This is a genomic window from Mesorhizobium sp. M4B.F.Ca.ET.058.02.1.1, from assembly GCF_003952505.1.
Classification (GTDB): Bacteria; Pseudomonadota; Alphaproteobacteria; order Rhizobiales; family Rhizobiaceae; genus Mesorhizobium.
Genome location: NZ_CP034450.1, coordinates 3971537 through 3983883 on the forward strand (window position 1 = coordinate 3971537; position 12347 = coordinate 3983883).

General features: G+C 63.4%; 15 protein-coding genes. 5 read left to right on the forward strand and 10 right to left on the reverse strand.

Going from position 1 to position 12347, the window contains the following annotated elements:
• Positions 1 to 42: 42 nt before the first annotated feature.
• A complete protein-coding gene (gene bchE / locus EJ073_RS19425) occupies positions 43 to 1602 on the reverse strand; it encodes a magnesium-protoporphyrin IX monomethyl ester anaerobic oxidative cyclase (protein WP_126057182.1) in 1560 nt (519 codons plus the stop codon).
• 112 nt (positions 1603 to 1714) lie between these two features.
• Entirely contained in the window at positions 1715 to 2191 is a 477-nt protein-coding gene (locus EJ073_RS19430; RefSeq protein WP_126057183.1) for an Lrp/AsnC family transcriptional regulator, read from the reverse strand.
• 142 nt (positions 2192 to 2333) lie between these two features.
• On the opposite strand from EJ073_RS19430, the gene phhA reads away from it, so the two are divergent.
• A complete protein-coding gene (gene phhA / locus EJ073_RS19435; RefSeq protein ID WP_126057184.1) occupies positions 2334 to 3167 on the forward strand; it encodes a phenylalanine 4-monooxygenase in 834 nt (277 codons plus the stop codon).
• Between the two features lie 221 nt (positions 3168 to 3388).
• Here phhA and EJ073_RS19440 read toward each other — a convergent pair whose 3' ends face one another.
• Positions 3389 to 3880, reverse strand: a complete 492-nt coding sequence (locus tag EJ073_RS19440; RefSeq protein ID WP_126057185.1) for a MarR family transcriptional regulator — start codon at positions 3878 to 3880, stop codon at positions 3389 to 3391.
• Between the two features lie 95 nt (positions 3881 to 3975).
• Between EJ073_RS19440 and EJ073_RS31625 the strand changes: the two genes are divergently transcribed.
• Complete coding sequence (locus EJ073_RS31625) at positions 3976 to 4143, forward strand: hypothetical protein (protein ID WP_189347290.1); 168 nt, start codon at positions 3976 to 3978, stop codon at positions 4141 to 4143.
• 139 nt (positions 4144 to 4282) lie between these two features.
• On the opposite strand, the gene EJ073_RS19445 is transcribed toward EJ073_RS31625, so the two are convergent.
• The 3 genes from EJ073_RS19445 to EJ073_RS19455 all read right to left on the reverse strand — a co-directional run bounded on the left by EJ073_RS19445 (position 4283) and on the right by EJ073_RS19455 (position 6830).
• Positions 4283 to 5722: a GMC family oxidoreductase gene (locus tag EJ073_RS19445; protein ID WP_126057186.1), complete on the reverse strand. Its 1440-nt coding sequence runs from the start codon at positions 5720 to 5722 to the stop codon at positions 4283 to 4285.
• A complete protein-coding gene (locus tag EJ073_RS19450) occupies positions 5719 to 5874 on the reverse strand; it encodes a hypothetical protein (protein WP_126057187.1) in 156 nt (51 codons plus the stop codon). The genes EJ073_RS19445 and EJ073_RS19450 overlap by 4 nt, the downstream gene beginning before the upstream one ends.
• Positions 5875 to 6068: 194 nt before the next feature.
• The gene (locus EJ073_RS19455; protein WP_126057188.1) at positions 6069 to 6830 is read right to left on the reverse strand and encodes a GGDEF domain-containing protein; all 762 of its coding nucleotides are present in this window, start codon (positions 6828 to 6830) and stop codon (positions 6069 to 6071) included.
• A 160-nt stretch (positions 6831 to 6990) separates the two neighbouring features.
• Here EJ073_RS19455 and EJ073_RS19460 point away from each other — a divergent pair, with 160 nt between their 5' ends.
• Complete coding sequence (locus EJ073_RS19460) at positions 6991 to 7698, forward strand: pyrimidine 5'-nucleotidase (RefSeq protein WP_126057189.1); 708 nt, start codon at positions 6991 to 6993, stop codon at positions 7696 to 7698.
• Between the two features lie 56 nt (positions 7699 to 7754).
• Here the strand turns inward: EJ073_RS19460 and EJ073_RS31630 are convergent, their stop codons facing one another.
• The 3 genes from EJ073_RS31630 to EJ073_RS31635 all read right to left on the reverse strand — a co-directional run bounded on the left by EJ073_RS31630 (position 7755) and on the right by EJ073_RS31635 (position 9259).
• Positions 7755 to 8258, reverse strand: coding sequence for a hypothetical protein (locus tag EJ073_RS31630; RefSeq protein ID WP_189347293.1), 504 nt, complete (start codon positions 8256 to 8258; stop codon positions 7755 to 7757).
• Positions 8258 to 8716 (reverse strand): hypothetical protein, encoded by a 459-nt coding sequence (locus EJ073_RS19470; RefSeq protein ID WP_127399766.1) that lies wholly within the window; start codon positions 8714 to 8716, stop codon positions 8258 to 8260. Before EJ073_RS19470 ends, EJ073_RS31630 begins: the two co-directional genes overlap by 1 nt.
• A gap of 126 nt (positions 8717 to 8842) precedes the next feature.
• The gene (locus tag EJ073_RS31635) at positions 8843 to 9259 is read right to left on the reverse strand and encodes a hypothetical protein (protein ID WP_189347295.1); all 417 of its coding nucleotides are present in this window, start codon (positions 9257 to 9259) and stop codon (positions 8843 to 8845) included.
• A gap of 291 nt (positions 9260 to 9550) precedes the next feature.
• On the opposite strand from EJ073_RS31635, the gene EJ073_RS19485 reads away from it, so the two are divergent.
• Together EJ073_RS19485 and EJ073_RS19490 are read left to right on the forward strand one after the other, a co-directional pair.
• On the forward strand, positions 9551 to 10231 hold the full coding sequence (locus EJ073_RS19485) for a sensor histidine kinase (protein ID WP_126057193.1): 681 nt from the start codon (positions 9551 to 9553) through the stop codon (positions 10229 to 10231).
• Between the two features lie 350 nt (positions 10232 to 10581).
• Positions 10582 to 11202: a response regulator transcription factor gene (locus EJ073_RS19490; protein WP_245455290.1), complete on the forward strand. Its 621-nt coding sequence runs from the start codon at positions 10582 to 10584 to the stop codon at positions 11200 to 11202.
• 150 nt (positions 11203 to 11352) lie between these two features.
• Here the strand turns inward: EJ073_RS19490 and EJ073_RS19495 are convergent, their stop codons facing one another.
• The gene (locus tag EJ073_RS19495; RefSeq protein ID WP_126057194.1) at positions 11353 to 12192 is read right to left on the reverse strand and encodes an LOG family protein; all 840 of its coding nucleotides are present in this window, start codon (positions 12190 to 12192) and stop codon (positions 11353 to 11355) included.
• Between the last annotated feature and the right edge of the window lie 155 nt (positions 12193 to 12347).

Genomic DNA, 12347 nt, shown 5'->3' on the forward strand with positions numbered 1-12347 from the left:
GCGGCAAGTTCGCCGTTTCCGAGAAACGGCCAATCGCTATAATCAGCCGGCTAATTTTTTCTGCTCAAGCGATCCCATAGCCGAAGCCGTCGGCCTTGGCGCCGGACGCTGAAAAATCATCGATTCCTCCTCGGCGTCCTGCGGCGCGCCCCAGAATTCGGCGAGGCTCGGTCCGTCCGTCACGCGGCGGTCGCGGACCAGGAACCCCCAGACTTCGCGAAACCAGACGCGGCGGCCCATCTTCGTGTACCACCGCATCGAATGGCGCTGCTCGGGATCGCGATGGAACAGGACGCGCGCCAGCGCCTTCGGCCGCGACTGCACGGCGAGCTCGATCAGCTTGACGCTGAAGAACAGCATCCACGGCTGCAGCCGCGTCATCTTCAGCACCTGGTGCTTGTAGTCCCAAAGCCGGACATCGGTCTGGATCACCCTGCGATCCCGGGCGATGCGGAAGAACGGCGTCCAACGGTGCGGCGTGACATAGAGCGCCTGGATCTGGTCCGGATCGTAGGCGATGAGCTGGCGGAAGCCGCGCCACAGATCGTGAAAGCCCTCGTCCTCGAATCCGGCCACCCACGTCGCCATCGATAAGATGCCGTGCCGCCTGAGCAGCCGGATCGCCTCGCGGTCGGACGCGGTGCTGCCGCCCTTGCGGATCAATGACAACGTCTCCTCGTCGGTGTTCTCCATGCCGAGCAGCCAGCGGATGACACCGGCCTTGCGATAGAGATGCAGGATATCGGCGTCGCGCACGATGTCGTCGGCGCGGGTCGAGCCGACGATCAGCACCGGCACGCTCTCGGCGATCATGGCCTCGAGAAAGGCCCGCCAGGCTCTCTTCGAGGACGTCGGGTTCTCGTCGGCGAGATTGATCAGCTCGACGCCATGCTCACGGTGCAGCCAGGCGATCTCGCGCGCGAATTTCACGGGATCGCGATGGCGCCAGCGGGTCCAGAAGCCGCGCTGGCCGCAGTAGTTGCACAGATGCGGACAGCCGCGTGAGAATTGCATGACCACGGCGCGCTTGCCGCCCCAATAGCTGTAGCGTCTGACATCGATCAGCTCCCAGCCGACACGATAAGCATCGAGATTGACGATCGTGCCTGCGGGGCGCGTGGCGAAAGGACGGTCGAGGTCGTCGCGATAGGCGATGCCGGCCACATCGGCGAGCGGCCGGCGCCGGTCCAACGCCTCGACCAGCGACACGATGGTCGCCTCGCCTTCGCCGCGCACGATGAAATCGAAGGCATCGGTCGCGGCCAGTATGTCGTGCCAATGGTAGGTCGGAAACACACCGCCATAGATCACCAGCGTCCGCGGCGAGCGTACCTTGACCATCCTGGCGATCCGCAACGCGGTCGGATGTGCCGACGTCGAACCGGAATGGCCGATCAGGATGCAGTCGGGATCGCCGCGCAGCGCGTCGTCAACCAGCGTCGGAAGCGGCATTGGCCCGAATTCGGCATCGACGAGCCGCACCTCATGGCCTGCGTCGAGCAGCGGACCGCCGAGCGCCAAAAGGCCGAGCGGCGGCAAATGGTCGTCCGGCACGCGGCTGCCGATGGCGGTGTGCGGCGGGTTGATCAGCACGATTTTCATGGCGGACCCTTTGCGGTGGCGATCCGCTGGTCCTAACCGTCGATCTGGATGGCGAGTTGGCTTGCTTCAGCAGTTTCGGTGCAGCTTTTCCGCAGGAATGGCGCGCCGGCCGCTACCGCCTGAGATGCGCGAGCGGCACGTGGCCTGGTCCCTTGATGTTCTGCAGCACGAGCTGGGTGTGCACGTCGCGCACGCCGGAGAGCCGCATCAGCCGGTGCATGACGAAGGCGTTGAGGTCGTCGACCGAGGGCACCATCACATGCAGCAGGAAATCATGGTCGCCGGTCATCGTCCAGCAGGAGGACACCTCGTCCATGCGCTGCACGGCGGCGATGAAGCTTTCCGGCGAGCCGTCGCTGTGGCTGGTGAGCCGCACCTGGATGAACACCTCGACCATCAGGCCCACGGCGCGGCGGCTGAGGACGGCGGCGAAACCCTTGATGATGCCGGCGCTCTGAAGCGCCTCGAAACGCCGCGCGCACGGCGTGGTCGACAGGCCGATCTCCTGCGCCAGCTCCGATACGGGCTTGCGTCCGTCGCGCTGCAGGATATCGAGCATCTTGATCTCGAAATCGTCAAACTGAGGCATTTTCACTCTCCAACAGCCTTTCGATAGCGTCTTTTACCTCGAATTGCGCAAGCAGGCCATGATCAAAGCGGAATTGCCTCGCGGTCTCGGGCTAAGCTTCGGAAATAATTGACCCAGTCATGATTTCGCGAGGAGAACAGCCATGACGATCAGCGTTGCCGATTACGCCCGCGACTGCGCGGCGCAGGGGCTGCGCGGCGACTATTCGGTCTGCCGTGCCGATTTCACCGTGGCGCAGGGCTACGACTACAGCGCCGACGAGCAGGCGGTGTGGCGCACGCTGTGCGACCGCCAGACCAAGCTGACGCAGAAGCTCGCGCACCGCTCCTATCTCGACGGCGTCGCGGCACTCGGCCTACTCGACCGGATCCCGGATTTCGGCGTGATCAGCGAGAAGCTGCGCAAGCTGACCGGCTGGGAGATCGTCGCCGTGCCGGGCCTCATCCCGGCCGCGCCCTTCTTCGACCATCTCGCCAACCGCCGCTTCCCGGTCACCAACTGGCTGCGGACGAAGGAGGAGCTCGACTACATCGTCGAGCCCGACATGTTCCACGATTTCTTCGGCCATGTGCCGATCCTGACGCAGCCGGTCTTCGCTGACTTCATGCAGATGTATGGCCAGAAGGCGGAGGACTTGATCGCGCTTGGCGGCGACGAGATGATCACCCGCCTCTACTGGTACAGCGCTGAATATGGGCTGATCCGGGAACCCGGCCAGCCGGTGAAGGCTTTCGGCGCCGGACTGATGTCGTCGTTCACCGAATTGCAGTTCGCCATCGAGGGCAAGGACGCCCACCACGTGCCGTTCGACCTCGAGACGGTGATGCGCACCGGCTACGAGATCGACAAGTTCCAGCGCGCCTATTTCGTGCTGCCGTCCTTCGACGTGTTGCGCGATGCCTTCGGTAGCGCCGATCTCGCCGGCATCGTCGCCCGCCATAAGGGCAAGCCGGCGCTCGACCCGGCGACGGTCTAGTGCATGTCGCCCAAAGCGCGCAGCGGTTTGGGCGACATGCATCAAGATAAGTGCTTGTAGCGCGGCGCCTGAATCCGTTTCAGCGCGTCGCGCTTTGAAGTCGGCGTCGCCCAGCCGACCTAGGGAGCGGTTCAGTCGCCAATGAGGCGGTTGGACCGCTCCGAGTATTTGCGGCCACTTGTCATCAGCAAGCTGCCACTTGGGTCAGCAAGCTGCCGGGATCAGCCGGCATCCGCCGCCTCGGCCTTCAGCCGGGCAAGCTGCTCGCGCTGCAGGTCGAGCGCGGCGGTGATAAAGCGCTGGACGGCGGCCAGTTCGGCGTCGCTGAAGCTTGCGATCAGCCTTTCCCCGTCCCGCGCGATCGCGCCATAATAGCGCGCCGACAGCTCGCGGGTCAGATCGGTCGCCTCGATCACCACCTTGCGCCTGTCTTCCAAGCTGCGTGTGCGCGTCAGCAAGCCGCGCGCCTCGAGCCGGTCGATCAGAGCGGTGACGGCGGCCGGCGTCAGCCCGGTCGCCACCGCCACCGCGCCCGCCGATTGCGGGCCGCCATAAAGCAGGCCGAGGCATTGGCGCTCCGCCGCATTCAGCCCGAGCCTCGCTCCAACCGCTTCGTCATAGGCCTGGGTCGCATCCTGCCAGCGCATGATGGCCTGGCTGATGGTGGCCGTCATATCGGTTCGATTCGTGCTTGACGATTTTATTTCGATCATCTAACTATCAAATTGTCTAACATTAAGACGTACAGTAGCAATATGCGACCACAGCTTGCGCAAGGCAAGGCCCGGTCGCCGACAAGGAGCAGAAAATGAGCATGATTCAGCAGCGGACTCCCCTCTCGCACGAAGAGGAGTTCAAATACGCCAAGCTGGCGATGGAATGGTACGGCTGGGGTTCGCCGATCGGCCTCGGCATTCTGCTGGTCGCGTTGGCGGCAGCAGCGGTGCTGGTGCGCATCGCCGTCTACGGGCTTTAAGCCCGGCGGCGGAACAATTCCCCCAAAGGCGCGCCAGGGCGGCGCCGGCGGCCTGTCGGGTTGCCGGCGCCGCCTGCTTCTTCCGAATGATTGATTTCCTCCCGGACGGAAAACCGCGACGCACTTTTCCTGGAATTGCCTAGACGGCGATGATCTTGCTCAGATGATCGCCAAGCCGGCAGGCCAACGCGGTGATGGTCGTGGTGGGATTGCATTCGCCCGAGGTGCAGAACACCGAGGAGCCGCCGACATAGAGATTGTCCATGCCGTGCACCTTCGAATTGGCATCGACCACGCTCTTGGTCACATCGGTGCCCATGCGCGTGCCGCCCATATGGTGGTGGCCGGCCGTCTCCTCATTCGTCGGATAGTCCCCGCCATTGAGGATCCAGTCGGCGATGCGCACCCGGCCAAGGTTCTTCTCGGCCAGCGTCTTGCCGAACAGCCTGAGGCCTTCGAGAATTGTGCGGCGTTCCAGCGGGGACTTCTTCCAGTGCAGTTCGATGCGCGGCACGCCGGCGTGGTCGACATCGGTCTTCGACAGCGCGATCCGGTTCGAGGCCAGCGGCGCCTGTTCCCACGCGACATAGAGCTGGGCGGCGCAACGCAGGCGCTGGCTGAGCTTGGCGGACATCCATTCGGCCATGTCGGGTGCCGTGCAGGCGAGGTCGGCGATCAATCGCTTGACACTGGGATAGGGCGACTCGATGAGCCTGATGCCGAAATTCAGGATCTGCAGCCGCTCCATGGCGGTGAGCGTCGGCGAGAAGAAGGCCTCGTTGACGGCATCGACCTCGAACTCGCCATAGTCCGCCAGGATGGCGTTGCCGCCCTCGAAGGTCGGATGCTCCATCCAGTAGCGGCCGAGGGCTTCCGCGTTCGGCACCACGCCGCCATTCGAGCGCTGGTTCGACCACAGGAGCAGCCGCGAATTCTCCAGCCCGCCGGTGCACACGATGAAGTAGTCGGCGCTGAAGACGCCGGCGTCCTGGCCGTTCGACCACAGCCGGGCGCCGCTCACCCGCCTGCCGTCGCCTGCAAGTTCGGTGGCATAGGTGTTGAGCACCACGGCGATGTTCTTGCTCTTGTCCAGCTCGTCAGCGAACTTCTCGCCGAAGCGCACTGCACCGCTCTTGATCAGCTGCACCCAACGGATGTCGTCCGAGATTGGCACATCCGGTCGGAAGTCGGGCAGCTCGAGGATGTCGTGGACTTCCGCCAGATAGGGCTCGATGTCGGCGCGGCTGATCGGCCAGCCGGTGTCCGGCGCCCAGGCCTTGGGCTCGAAATCCTGGCTGTCGAGCACCCGGCACCAGCCGGCCCAGTGATTGGAGGAGCCGCCCATGAAGCGCAGCCGCGTGATGTCGAGATCGAAATAGGGATCGCCCACAGTGGTGCCGCGGTAGAAATCCTGCGATTCGTCGCTGAATTCGCGCGATCCGGCCTCCAGCACGACCACAGGAATGCCTGCAGCGCCGAGCTTTCTGGCGATCGTGGTGCCCGCCGGGCCGGAGCCGAGGATGCAGGCCTTGGCGGCGAAATTCGCCGCACGGAAGGCTTCGTAGCTGTCGAAGATCACGCGAGATCGCTCCGCTTCAGGATCCAGCCATTGACCTCGACGATCTCGTCCGGATCGACGACGGGCTGGTTGCGGAACAATGACAGGGCCGGCAGCGCGATCAGCGCCTGCACGATTGCGCGGCGCGACATTCTCTTGACGAAGAAGCTCATGATACGTCTTTCGATGGGGACCTCGATCCACGCATGACGTTCCCCGAACGGCACACGCCGGCCAGGACAGGCCAGTTTCGTGCCAACCCTAGCCGATACCTTGCCACAACCGGGTAAACGTCGTGGTTGCATGCGAACATGGTTAGGAATTCCTCGCAGGCGCGTGCCGGTGCGAGCGTGCGCTCCGATTGATCTCAGGCGGCTTCCGAGACATCGCGATCGAGGATCGACAGGTTGCGGCCGCGATGCTTCGCCTCGTAGAGCCGCTGGTCGGCGGCGCGCATAAGCTCGGAGACGTTGACGCCTTCGCCACATATGGTGCCGCCGATGGAGACGGTGAGCGGCACGGTGCGCTCGTCGACCGGACGGAAGCGGATCAGCTCGACCTCGCGGCGAATACGCTCGGCGACGCGCTTGGCCTCCTGCGCGGTGGCGCCGACCAGGAAGGCGGCGAATTCCTCGCCACCGATCCGGCCGAGCACGTCGCCACTGCGCACGCCGCGCTCGATGGCGCTGGCGATCAGCAGCAGCGCTTCGTCGCCGGTCAGATGGCCGTAGCTGTCATTGATCATCTTGAAGTGATCGGCGTCGATGATGAGCAGCGCGCCGCGATCGGATTTGCGCCGGGAGCCGTCGAGTGCGGCAAAGAAGCTTTCGCGGTTGAGCATGCCGGTCATGTCGTCGCGGCTCGCCTTTTCCGACAGGCGCCGGTGCGCGGCGGCAAGCTGGGCATGCGCGCGGGCGAGATCGCGATGCGCGCTCTTCAATCTGTCGCCCTGCCAGAAGGTTGTTGCGCTGGCGATCCAGGCAAGCACCAGCGGGAAGACCGTCGACGTCAGCCATATGGCGCGGTTGACCGAGAGACCCAATGCGGGGACGATTATAAGCGTCAACAGAAGCGAGACGGCTACCGAAGCGCAAGCAACGGCGGCGGACTTCAGAAATAGGCGATTCATCGCTGACTCCCCACAGAACCGCCTCTGTGCCAGCAAGCGCTGAAGGTGACCTTTCGGCGATGGCTAAAATTTGAAACGACGCGCCATTTCATCGAAAGCGACGCGCATAAGTTGTGGATAAATCCCAGCCAGAGATTTTGTTTCGTGCCATAAGGAGCGCATGACGACGCAGCCAGACCCCGCCCGCTTCGCCCACGTCACCGACTGGGTGTTCGATCTCGACAACACGCTCTATCCGCACCATTCGAACCTGTTCGCGCAGATCGACGTGAAGATGACTGCCTATGTGGGCGAGCTCCTGACGTTGCCGCGCGACGAGGCGCGCAAGCTGCAGAAGGAACTCTACCAGCAGTATGGAACGACGCTGAACGGCCTGATGACGCGTCACGGCATCGACCCGGACGACTTCCTCGAAAAGGTGCACGACATCGACTATTCCTGGCTGGTGCCGGATCCAGTGCTCGGGGCCGCGATCCGCCAGCTTCCCGGCCGCAAGTTCATCTTCACCAATGGCGACCGCAGGCATGCCGAGCGCACCGCGCGACAGCTCGGCATCCTCGACCACTTCGACGACATTTTCGATATCGTTGCGGCGGGGCTCAACCCCAAGCCGGCGCGCCAGACCTATGAACGGTTCGCCGAGCTGCATTCCGTCACCGGTCACAATGCGGTGATGTTCGAGGATCTGGCCCGCAATCTCTCGGTGCCGAAATCGCTGGGCATGACCACGGTACTGGTGGTGCCACGCAATTTCGAGCCGACCTTTTCGGAGATCTGGGAACGCGACCCGGCCAATGAGGACGATGTCGATTTCGTCACCGACGACCTTGCCGGCTTCCTGACGGCAATCGTCGAAGTCAGGACCTGACGCCGTCATCCGATCGACGGTGCATGCCGCCCGAGCGCGTGCGCGGCTGGCTCCGGTCAGTCGAAGTCCGGGATTGTGCCGGGCGGCAGCCCCAACCGCCCATTCAGATCCCTCAGGAAGCGGCACCAGGCAGGTGGGTCTCCCTCATCCTTCCCATTGCCATTGCCGTCGGATGAAAATCCGTTGCCGAAGCCATTGCCGCAATTGGCGTTGCCGTTGAAGCTGCCGCCATTGCCGTTGCCATTGAAGCTGCCGGCGTTGCCATTGCCGTTGAAATTGCCGGCGTTCCCGTTGCCGTTGAAGCTGCCGGAATTGCCGTTGCCGTTGAAGCTGCCGCCTTTGCCGTTACCGCTCGAGGTATCGCTGTTGGCCAGGCCATCGGCAAATCCGATATGGCCGCGGCCAAAGGGAAAGTCGGCGATCCTGTCCGCTATCGAGGCGACAGCGACGACGTTGGCGACGCACAGCATGCCGAGCGCGAGGCCGCTTCCCGTTAACAGCCTCGCCCCGACCCGACGGTTGCCGTGCCGGACGCAAACTGATGGTCGCGCCGCGGCCATCAGCGGTTTCCCCGGCCATTGAAATTGCCGTTGAAGGCCCCAACGTTGCCGTTGCCGTTGAAGGAGCCGCCGTTGAAGTTGCCGTTGAAGGCGCCGACGTTGCCGGTGCCGTCATACTCGCCGGTGTTGCCGTTGCCGTTGAAGGCGCCGACATTGTGATTTCCGCTGGTCGACGATGTGTTGGCGTTGCCGTTGAAGGCGCCGACGTTGCCGGTGCCGCTATTGAAGGCGCCGACGTTGCCGGTGCCGCTGTTCTTGTAACCGACATTGCCGCCCGCGAACCCGAGCGGATTCATGCCGCGGACATCTGAACCGATGGACTGGCCGTAGTGGCCGATGCTTTGCTGGACGCGTGACATGCTGAAGGCCTGGGCGCCTGTCGTGCGGTTGTCGGCGGCCTTCGCGGCGGTCGCGCTTAGCAGGCCAAGGCATAGTGCCGATACGACGCTCGGTTTCATGTGCGAACTCCTTCCGTACCCCACTGCCTCAAAAGGACTGGGATCGCCGGCGATCTGTCGCGACAGCCTCGCGCGGGGGACGGGCGCGTGGCCCGGCGATCCCAGAAGCTTCAGCGCCTTTCGACGCTACTGGTTGGCGTTGCCGTTACCGTTGCCGTTGCCCATGCCCCAGTTGCCGTTGCCGTTGACATTGCCATTGCCGATGCCCCAGTTCCCGTTGCCATTCAGGTTGCCGTTGCCGAGGCCGAAATTGCCGTTGCCGTTGCCGTTGCCGTTGGCGGCGCCGGCATTGAGGTTGCCGTTGTAGTTGCCGTTGAAGGCGCCCGCATTGGCATTGCCGTTGCCATTGCCGTTGCCGAAGCCGAAATTGCCATTGCCGTTGAAGTTGCCGTTGAAGGCGCCGGTATTGGCGTTGCCGTTGCCGTTGCCGTTGCCGACGCCAACGTTGCCGTTGCCATTGCCGTTGCCGCTACCGATCGACAATGCGGACGCCGAACCTGTCAGAGCCGACAGGACCGCCGCGGCCAGAATGATCTTCCTCATGACGTTCTCCTTGGTTTGCGTTGAACTTCCCGACCGCAACAAAGATGGCCGAGACGACGCAAGAAGAATGCGCGCAGAAAAGGCGCCTCGACATTCGGGCTGATCGGCATGTTCTGTCAGTTTTTCAGCCGATGTCCTTGTCGGGAAAAGCCGGTGGAATCGGGAAAAAACTGACAGGCATAAGGGCGTATGCCGGCGTATATTGCGCTGAGAGGCAGAAATTCGGGGCCTCTTCTCACAGCCCGGTGAACAGCAAGTCCTCTAGACACCGGCAAGAGAACAGAAGGGGCGATGCGGACTGGTATCGACACACGCGAGAACGACACTTCGAAGCCGCGGCGCCAGGGATTGGCGCGGCGCTTGATTGCCGTGCAGGAAGAACAGTGCCGGCGCCTGTCGCGCGAGCTTCACGACGATCTCGGCCAGCTGCTGGCCAGTGTCGCGCTCGAACTGCACGGCATCCGCGCAGGATCCCTGGAACAGGGCGAGCGTCTCACGCGGGCTGTCATGCTGGTCGATCAACTGAGCGCCAGGGTTCACGCCGCCGCCTGGAGCCTGCGGCCCGCCGACCTGGATCACCTGGGGCTTCGCGCCTCCGTCGAGGATCTCGCCGCCATGCTATGTGCCCAACTCGAAATCCCTTGCGACATGGACCTCGAAGCACTTTCGTGCCCACTCGCCCCCGAAGTGTCCCTGACCCTATACCGTATCGCGCAAGAGGCGCTTACCAACATCGGCAAGCACGCTCAGCCGCGCCGCGCGAGTGTGACGGCACATATTGGCGACCGCCGGCTGCGCCTTACGATCGAAGACGATGGCTGCGGGTTCGATGCCGATGCCACGCCCGGCTCCCGCGCCCTGGGGCTTGCGGGAATGAGAGAGCGCCTCGCGCTGGTCGGAGGCGAGCTGTCGATTGAAACCGCCAGGGGCAAGGGGACCACCCTCTATGCCGATGTGCCCTTGACGGACTGAGGGCTTCCCTGGACCGCGAGGCGCGCACGATTGTCTACGGCAATGTGATCCGCACCAGACATTTGTCCGCATGCGATTCTGAACGAAAAACCTCGGCAGCAGCTCGAGGTTCGCGATGGGCTACGTGAAGCGCGCCACATCCGAGACCTTTAGCTGCGGCTTACAATCGGCGCGAGGGTTCGACGAGATGTACGACCCACTGCTCCCGCTCAGGGTCTGCAGGGATAGACGCGCTCCTCCCGTCAGCCGGGACGAGCCGTCATTCGAACCATCAAGGGCAAGGGACCTCTCCACGTGATGTACCTTTGGCGGACTGATGGAGGTTAAAGGTGTCGCGTAGGCGGATATTTGTGGTCGATGACCACCCTATCGTCCTGTCGGGTATCGGGGCGATGATCGATGGTCAGAAGGATATGACGATCGTCGGACTGGCAGCGAACGCGGCCGAGGCCCTCGAAACCATCGGCAAGGCTGAGCCCGACGTTGCGGTCATCGATATCTCGCTCCCCGGCATCAATGGGGTCATGCTTATCGAGCGCCTCCTCGAACGGTTCCCCGACCTCAAGTGCATCGCACTGACGGCGCACGAAGATCCCGGCTGCCTGCGCCAAGTGCTCGCCGCCGGCGGCCGGGGGTTCGTGGTCAAACGGTCGACGACCACCGACCTGCTGCAAGCCATCAGATGCGTGCTGGCCGGCGACAATTACGTCGACCCGGCGCTGGCCGCGCGAATGCTCAGCCCGCGCAACTGCGCGCAGGGCGATGCGGGAAATCTGAGCGAGCGGGAACGGTCCGTGATCCAGCTGGTTGCACTCGGCTACAGCAACAAGGAGATATCCTCGCGGCTCAATCTAAGCATAAAGACCATCGAGACCTACAGAACCAGGGCAACCGACAAGCTCGAACTCCACTCCCGGGCGGCGATAGTGCGCTTCGCGCACTCGGTCGGATGGCTGGCCGAACTGCAATAGCAAAAGCGCCACGCACAGCGAGAAAACGGGCAGCGGGGATCGCCCCTCTAGTACTGACATTCGCTTGCAAGCCGACGAACGCGCTGCTCGGGCCTTTTGCTTGTCGCAGATTGCTGCCGGAAGACCGTGGGCGCTTTTTGCGGAATCCGCCTACAATTTGTAGAAGCGGCTGATGATGTCCCAGGCCTCGTCGGCGGTGTCGACGAAATCGATGATGTCCTGGTCGCCGGGCGTGATGGTGCCTTGCTCGGCGAGGAAATCGAGATCGATCGCACGCTGCCAGAAGGCCTTGCCGAACAGGATCACCGGTACGCGCTCCATGCGGCCGGTCTGGATCAACGTCAGCGTCTCGAAGAATTCGTCCATCGTGCCGAAGCCGCCCGGGAACACCGCGACGGCCTTGGCGCGCATGACGAAATGCATCTTGCGGATGGCGAAATAGTGAAAGTTGAAGCAAAGTTCCGGCGTCACGTAGGCGTTTGGCGCCTGCTCGTGCGGCAGCACGATGTTGAGGCCGATGGAAGGCGCGCCGACGTCGTCGGCGCCGCGATTTCCCGCTTCCATGACACCAGGCCCGCCACCGGTGACGACGACGAACTCACGATAGTAGGAACTGGCCGAATGCTGCGAGCAGAGACGGGCGAATTTGCGCGCCTCCTCGTAGTAGCGGCTGTTCAGCTCGAGGTTCTGCTTCTGCGTCTCGTTCTTCGCCGCCCAGGCCTCGCCGCCGGGCTCCGGAATACGGGCGCCGCCGAACAGGATCACCGTCGACTGGATGCCGCGCTCGGCGAGGATCATCTCCGGCTTCAGCAGCTCGAGCTGCAGCCTGACCGCGCGCAATTCGCGGCGCGTCATGAAGTCAGGATCGTTCCAGGCCAGCCTGTAGGTGTCGGCGCGTGTCTGCGGCGTGTCCGGCACGCTCTTTGCCCGCTCCAGATCCTCATCCGAATGCGGCAGCGGCGTCCATCCCGCCTTTTCCATGGGAGTCATCAAATCCACCCGTCCATTTTCTCCACTTGCGCCGTCCCGTGACGCAGTCGCGATTGACCCCTATCCGACCTTCACATAAGCAGGTTCCGCAAAAGTGTCCCGCGGTTTTGCGACAAGAACCTGCGATAGGCAAAGACTGAGGCAGGCAATTTCGC

Coding starts and splice junctions, on each gene's coding strand:
- bchE (WP_126057182.1), bottom strand. CDS start 1,602: ATGAAAATCGTGCTGATCAACCCGCCGCACACCGCCATCGGCAGCCGC.
- EJ073_RS19430 (WP_126057183.1), bottom strand. CDS start 2,191: ATGCCTCAGTTTGACGATTTCGAGATCAAGATGCTCGATATCCTGCAG.
- phhA (WP_126057184.1), top strand. CDS start 2,334: ATGACGATCAGCGTTGCCGATTACGCCCGCGACTGCGCGGCGCAGGGG.
- EJ073_RS19440 (WP_126057185.1), bottom strand. CDS start 3,880: ATGATCGAAATAAAATCGTCAAGCACGAATCGAACCGATATGACGGCC.
- EJ073_RS31625 (WP_189347290.1), top strand. CDS start 3,976: ATGAGCATGATTCAGCAGCGGACTCCCCTCTCGCACGAAGAGGAGTTC.
- EJ073_RS19450 (WP_126057187.1), bottom strand. CDS start 5,874: ATGAGCTTCTTCGTCAAGAGAATGTCGCGCCGCGCAATCGTGCAGGCG.
- EJ073_RS19455 (WP_126057188.1), bottom strand. CDS start 6,830: ATGAATCGCCTATTTCTGAAGTCCGCCGCCGTTGCTTGCGCTTCGGTA.
- EJ073_RS19460 (WP_126057189.1), top strand. CDS start 6,991: ATGACGACGCAGCCAGACCCCGCCCGCTTCGCCCACGTCACCGACTGG.
- EJ073_RS31630 (WP_189347293.1), bottom strand. CDS start 8,258: ATGGCCGCGGCGCGACCATCAGTTTGCGTCCGGCACGGCAACCGTCGG.
- EJ073_RS19470 (WP_127399766.1), bottom strand. CDS start 8,716: ATGAAACCGAGCGTCGTATCGGCACTATGCCTTGGCCTGCTAAGCGCG.
- EJ073_RS31635 (WP_189347295.1), bottom strand. CDS start 9,259: ATGAGGAAGATCATTCTGGCCGCGGCGGTCCTGTCGGCTCTGACAGGT.
- EJ073_RS19485 (WP_126057193.1), top strand. CDS start 9,551: ATGCGGACTGGTATCGACACACGCGAGAACGACACTTCGAAGCCGCGG.
- EJ073_RS19495 (WP_126057194.1), bottom strand. CDS start 12,192: ATGACTCCCATGGAAAAGGCGGGATGGACGCCGCTGCCGCATTCGGAT.